At 32.3% G+C, this 6,740-nt stretch carries 5 protein-coding genes; all 5 read right to left on the bottom strand.

All coding sequences use genetic code 11. The annotated features are described in order from the left end of the window. Window positions 1–161: 161 nt before the first annotated feature. Window positions 162–323, bottom strand: a complete 162-nt coding sequence (locus ACJDUG_RS16745) for a hypothetical protein (RefSeq protein WP_406771010.1) — start codon at window positions 321–323, stop codon at window positions 162–164. After that, the gene (locus tag ACJDUG_RS16740; protein ID WP_406771009.1) at window positions 310–651 is read right to left on the bottom strand and encodes a hypothetical protein; all 342 of its coding nucleotides are present in this window, start codon (window positions 649–651) and stop codon (window positions 310–312) included. The genes ACJDUG_RS16745 and ACJDUG_RS16740 overlap by 14 nt, the downstream gene beginning before the upstream one ends. A gap of 234 nt (window positions 652–885) precedes the next feature. After that, window positions 886–3,444 carry a peptidoglycan-binding domain-containing protein gene (locus tag ACJDUG_RS16735; protein WP_406771008.1) on the bottom strand — a complete coding sequence of 853 codons (2,559 nt, stop codon included), beginning with the start codon at window positions 3,442–3,444 and terminating at the stop codon, window positions 886–888. 480 nt (window positions 3,445–3,924) lie between these two features. Continuing rightward, a complete protein-coding gene (locus ACJDUG_RS16730; RefSeq protein ID WP_406771007.1) occupies window positions 3,925–5,496 on the bottom strand; it encodes a peptidoglycan-binding domain-containing protein in 1,572 nt (523 codons plus the stop codon). A 407-nt stretch (window positions 5,497–5,903) separates the two neighbouring features. Further along, complete coding sequence (gene folK / locus ACJDUG_RS16725; protein ID WP_406771006.1) at window positions 5,904–6,728, bottom strand: 2-amino-4-hydroxy-6-hydroxymethyldihydropteridine diphosphokinase; 825 nt, start codon at window positions 6,726–6,728, stop codon at window positions 5,904–5,906. Window positions 6,729–6,740: the final 12 nt, after the last annotated feature.

Below are 6,740 nucleotides of genomic sequence, written 5' to 3'. Positions count from 1 at the left end.
CATGACTTCTTCGCGTCTAAAAATGAAAAGGAGTATCGCAAAACTACTTTTCAAGGTAGTTTTGCGACACCCCCTTTAATTTATTTACTTCAACAAAAATTAAACACCATGTTCCAAATAGATATATTGGGGACATGGTGTTTGAAAGAGTTGATTATATACTACCTAAAATTCCCCATCATTTCTTTTGAATTACTAATATAGCTATTCATTGAATTATGCATCTTGGTCATTCCTTCTTTACCTATTGATTGCATCATTTGTGCCATGTAACCATAGCCATTATCATTCATGATTTTAATCATTCTATCACATTCTATCATAATCTTTCTGTGATAGATTATTCATATAATTTGTCATAGCTGTATAATTACCGTTCTGTATATAACTGGCTGCTTCTTTTAACCTATTGTCTATCATGATTTTTATCATATCCTGATGTAAATTCTTTGATGAGTTATTTGCACTGCTTTTGTTATAATTCACAGATGTATTTACTAAATCCTGCACTAATGTACTTGCTTCTGCAGTATCTATCTTTGATGTAACTAATTGGTTATTTTTATAAGCACCACTTGCAAAAGCTGTTATTCCAATTGCACTTGCTGAAATTACTGCTGCACCTAAAATAGCCATTATTTTGTTCTTCATAATATTCTCTCCTTGTGTTGTTTTTGATTATAAATTTTATTTACATATAGCCATTCATTTCTGATTCATTAATTAAATTATATTTCTATATATTTATTAGATGAAAAATGCCTTATAAATTGCATTATTAATACAAAATATAAGGCATTTAAAAAATTTTAAGAACCCTTATAGTCAGGGTATATTAGACTTTATCAACATTCTTATGTTGAAGTAACTTTTATGCTCTACTTACTATTTAGCAACTTTAGCAGCTTCGAGAATTGCTGAAAGATAGCCATTTGTACTTGTAAAGGTAGCACTTGTTACTGCATCAACCTTTGGATCCTTATCTGTACCATCGGCATTTTTATTTGCTTTAATTGCTGAATCTAGTTCAGTAATTGTTTTTCCTGTAGCAAATTCCTGAACTCCTGCCATATTCTTGTCCCAAGTTTGTGTTGCACCACCGCTAGTCTTCATATTGGCACTATAATATGCTGTATTTGTTAACTTAGATGCTAAAACAGTAGTTGCTGGATCTTTGTAGTTTGCACCAAGTTTAGCCGTATTTGGAAGAGCAGCAGTAATAGAAGCTAAAGGCATAAATTGGTACTCATCTACTATAGTAGCAACAATCTTATTATTTAAAGTTGCTGCTGCTGCATTAACCACACCTGATCCATGAGCATTATAATCAACTCTTCCAATTTTTAAATTACTTAATTGAGAAGTATCTACTGTACTTGAAACACTTGCTGCTGAAGCATTTTTTGCAGCTTCAAGAATTGCAGAAAGATATCCATTTGTACTTGTGAAAGTAGCACTTGTTACCGCATCAACCTTTGGATCTTTATCTGTTCCATCAGCATTTTTATTTGCTTTAATTGCTGCATCTAATTCAGCAATTGTTTTTCCTTTTGCGAAGGCTTGAACCCCAGCCATATTTTGGTCCCAAGTTAGTGTTGCACCACCACTAGTTTTCATATTGGCACTATAATATGCTGTATTTGTTAACTTAGATGCTAAGACAGTAGTTGCCGGATCTTTGTAATTCGCACCAAGTTTAGCCGTATTTGGAAGAGGAGCAGTAATAGAAGCTAAAGGCATAAATTGATACTCATCTACTGAAACAGCAGCTATTTTATCTCCTGCCATTGCTACTGCAGCCACTACGACACCTGATCCATGAGCATTGTAATCAACCTTCCCAATTTTTATAGACGTTTGTGATACCGGGGAGCCAGGTACTTCTTGCTTTCCTGTAATAATACTAGTAGCATCTGCCTTAAAGGAATCCTTTATAGCTTGAGTAGCAAAATACATATTACCATCAACAATAGCATCTACTAATTGGAAATTTGGTACATTAACATAAACATCTCCTTTAAACATACCACTTTGTATTCTTGCATTTGCGCTATTAATGGTAAGTTTAGGTGCTGTTAATGTAAATCTTGCTGTTACAACATTACTACCTGCACTATCTTTAGCTTGAGTATATAATGCTATTTTACGTTGTATAGCATCACTGCCATCAGGATTTTTCTTTCCGTTTTTAAAATCGCCATCTAAAACTAGTTCATTATCAGATTTTATATTATTAATAGTAGCAATTATCCATTTTCCGTCTTTACTTATTGCTTTTTCGAAATCAGTAGTATTATCGACCAATGAAGCTGATGTTACAACATCTGCCTCAGGTAATAGCTTCAATTCTTGTTTGCCTGTAATTGAGCTTGCAGCATCCATCTTGAAGGTGTCTTTAGCAGCTTTTGTACTAAAGTACACATTCCCGTTAACTTTCATATCTTTGAGCTGGAAGTCTGGAACTGCAACATAAATATCCCCATTAAATGTTCCGTGCTCAATACTAGCATTTGCACTCATAATTGTTATTTTAGGTGCGGTTAATGAAAATCTTGCAGTTACATTATGACTATTATCTTGAGTATAAAGTCCTATTTTACGTTGTAATATATCTTTACCATCAGCATCTTTTTTACCATTTTTAAATTGTCCATCCAAAACAAGCGGCTCGGTAAAGGTTAGATCTTTAAGAGTAGCAATAATCCAAGTACCATCCTTGCTTATTGCCTTCTTAAATGCATCTTCTTTATTTACAACTGAAGCTGTTGTTACAACATCAGGTGTAGTTGGTGTAGTCGGTGTTGTTGGTTTTGTTGGCGTTGTTGTAGTATTAGTTTTTTCATATAACTTACCAAATGTCTTTGGACCAGCTATTCCATCAACTACAAGAGCATTTTTCTTTTGGAAGTCTTTAACCGCTGCTAAAGTAAGTTTTCCGAAGATACCATCAACTGCAAGCTTGTACCCTAGTTTGTTAAGATTTGTTTGTAAATACTTAACATCATTACTTCTAGAACCTAACTTAACTATAGAAGTAGGTATAACTGAAGTTGGAATCAAAACCGCATAAGTTTTCGGACCTACAATACCATCAACAGCTAGCCCCTTTGCCTTTTGATAGTTCATAACTGCAGCTTTAGTAAGTTTTCCAAAAATACCATCGACAGCAAGCTTTGCTCCATTATTATTAAGAATTGCTTGAAGATTCTTGACATCACTACCAGTTGAACCCATTTTAAGCATTCGATATCCACTTGCGTAGTATGTTGTAGAACTGCTTGAAGTTGATGATGTTTTTGGTGGTGTAGTTGTTGTGCTTGTTGTTTCTGAAGCTGCAGAAACAACATCCACTCCTAATGATCCGAACCTTACAGTATTTTGAAGAACTACTAGGGTCATTGTTGCAGCTAAAGCACAGCTTACTGATTTTAGCCTTTTGTTCAATATAATCCCCTCCATATTGAATTTATTATTAATAATATTTCTGAGAACTAAAATCTATATTAGCTTGTACATATTATTAATTGATTGTTAATAGTCAAACTAACATTAGACTGTTAATTTACCGAAATATTTACAATTTGATTATATCAATAAAACTAATAAAAGTACACAGTAAATTTTGAAAATTTATAATATTTTGTCATGTATGTGTATTATTTTTACAATATTATTAATATTAGCCATCTTTAATTGTTCTTATAACTTTTGTATTCTGCATTTAGTGGAAGTATTAAGTGATACCCTTATCCACAAATGGTTTAATTCTTTTAAGTTAATTTAAAGCTTTTCATTTCTTAATTATACTCCCTTTTCCTTGTCTTTTAGACCCAGGAATCGTATTTTCTGCATAAAAAGAAACTGACACACTAATTACTTAGTGTGTCAGCCCATTTCTTATTAATTAAATAACTATTCTATTGATTAGTTAGTTTTAACCTCTTGTTTTCCTGTAATAACACTTGTAGCATCCATCTTAAATGTCTTTTGTATTTCAGGAGAAGCAAAATATATATTTCCATCTACAGCTGCATCTATCAATTGAAAGTTAGAAGCGTTAACATATATATCGCCCTTAAACATTCCCTTTGTAATGTTAGCATCTGGACTATTAACAGTTAGTTTTGGTGCAGTTAATACAAATCTAGCTGTTGTTGCATGATTAGAATCCTGACTGTAAAGGGCTAATTTGCGGCTTGATACTGGTGGAGTTTTTGTATTAGTGAAATTACCATCCAAAGTAATGTTATTAGTTAAAGTTATATTATTAAGAACAGCTATTATCCACTTTCCAGTATTGCTAATTGCTTTTTGGAAATCTGTTGAATTATTAACTATTGATGCAGATGTTACAGCATCTACAAGTTCAGGAGATAATTTTAATTCCTTTTTTCCCTTAACAGAACTTGCGGTATCCATTTTGAAAGTATCCATAGCAGATTGATTTGTAAAATAAACATTTCCATTTACAGTACAACCTTTTAATTGGAAGCCAGAAGCCGAAACGTATATATCACCTACAAAAGTTCCTTGTTCTATGCTAGCATTTGGGCTTAAAATAGTTATTTGAGGTGCTGTTAATGTAAATCTAGCAGTTACATTACGATTATCATCTTGAGTGTATAATGCTATTTTACGTTGAATAGCATTTTTCTCATTCATAAACTGTCCGTCTACAACTAGAGGCTCATTAATTTTTAAATCATTAAGAGTAGCTATTATCCAATTACCACCTTTATCTTTTGTGCTTATTGCCTTTTTAAAGGAATCATTATTATTAACTACTGATGCAGATGTTACTGTATCTGGTGTAGTTGGTGTAGTTGGTGTAGTTGGTGTAGTTGGTTTTGCTGGAGTAGTTGCTGCAGGAGCATTTACTTTATCATATAACTTTCCAAATGTTTTTGGACCAGCTATTCCATCTACAGCAAGGCCATTTGCCTTTTGGAAGTCCTTAACAGCAGCTAAAGTAAGCTTTCCAAAGATTCCATCAACAGATAGCTTGTACCCAAGTTTGTTAAGATTAGTTTGTAAATACTTAACATCAGCACTTACTGAGCCAGTCTTAACTATTGAAGTTGGTATTGTAGAACGTGGGATTAATACTGCAATAGTTTTTGGTCCTACTATTCCGTCAACAGCTAGGCCATGAGCTTTTTGATAATTCACTACAGCTGTCTTAGTAAGTGGTCCAAAGAAGCCATCTACTGTTAGCTTCGCTCCATTACTATTAAGAGCTGTTTGAAGATTCTTAACATCACTTCCACTTGAACCTACAAGAAGTAAACGTGATATACTTCCTGTTGAAGCTGTGGATGTAGTTGTTTTGCTTGTAGATGTTTTTGGTGTAGTTGCTGCAGGTGCTGCAGGTGCTGCTTCACTAGCAGCTGAAACTACGTCTACAGCTAATGGGCCAACTTTTATAGTGTTTTCTACTACAAGGAATGTACATGTTGCTGCTAATATACAGCTAATTGATTTTAACTTTTTGTTCAATTAAAACCCCTCCTTATTTACATTAACAATATTTCGTTGAATTAAAAGATATTATTAGCTTGTACATAAATAACTGCTAATTTAAGAAAAAACATTATGTTGATTGTTAATAGTCAAACTAACAATGAACTACTAATTACTCGAAATATTTACAAAATAATTATATCAATAAAAAATGAAAAAGTATACATAAATTTTGGGATATTTATAATTTTTATTTAGATTTTTGTCTAATTATTGTGATTTTTTTATTTTTCCAATATAAAATTTGCCATATTGTTACATATAATGATAAAACTCCTTATTCAGAATAATCAGAATAAGGAGTTAACTTCAATAATCTTATTTGTATAATTTAGGTAAAATATTAACTACTTCTTGGATAATATTGGGCTGATTTAAACTTTCTATAAACTTTGAATTTTAGATACTTCCATTTCAATGTCTATTATTCTTTTATTTAATATTGGATGAATTAAATAAGGAGCTATGTCGCTTAAAGGTTTTAGCACAAACAGCCTTTCATGCATTCTAGGATGTGGTATAATTACTTCTTCAGTAGAAGTAATTATATTATCATAAAGTAAAATGTCTAAATCGATTGTTCTTGGTCCCCACTTTATTGTTCTTACTCTCTTTAAATCTTGTTCTATACTAAGCAATAAATTAATTAATTCATTTGGTGTAAGTAATGTCTTTATTTCAGCACAGCAATTTAAGAAATCATCTTGATCAGTATATCCTACTGGCTTGGTTGAGTACATGTTTGATACCTTTATAACCTTGCATCTATCCCCCTTTAGGTTTTCAAGCGCATCTTTTATGTTTTGCTCCTTATTTCCCATATTAGTTCCTAATGCAATGTATACCTTGTGCCAGCTTCTTTCAATTTCTACCGCAGCATAATCTATTGGTTTTCCAATAGGTGCCCATGGCTTTTTTAGTAATACTTTAACACCAATTACTGAGGTATAATTTAATAAAATGTAATTTGCTAATGCCTCTGCAGCAGCCTCAATAAGATCAAATTTTTTCTTTGTAAATTCTTTCTCAATGTTAAGGCAAAGTTCTGCATAATTTACAGTTTTAATTAAATTATCACTTATCCCGGCCTCTCTTAAATTAAGCGAAAGCTCTAGAGATATTAAAAATCTTTGACCCATGTTTTTTTCTTCTTTATTAACGCCATGAAAGGCATAAACCTCAAGATCCTTTATGTGTATCTTATCCATTTACTCACCTGC

The organism is Candidatus Clostridium stratigraminis (assembly GCF_045310675.1).
Lineage (GTDB): Bacteria > Bacillota > Clostridia > Clostridiales > Clostridiaceae > Clostridium_AT > Clostridium_AT stratigraminis.
Note: the sequence above shows the minus strand (reverse complement) of the source record. Positions and strands in the feature narration are given on the sequence as shown.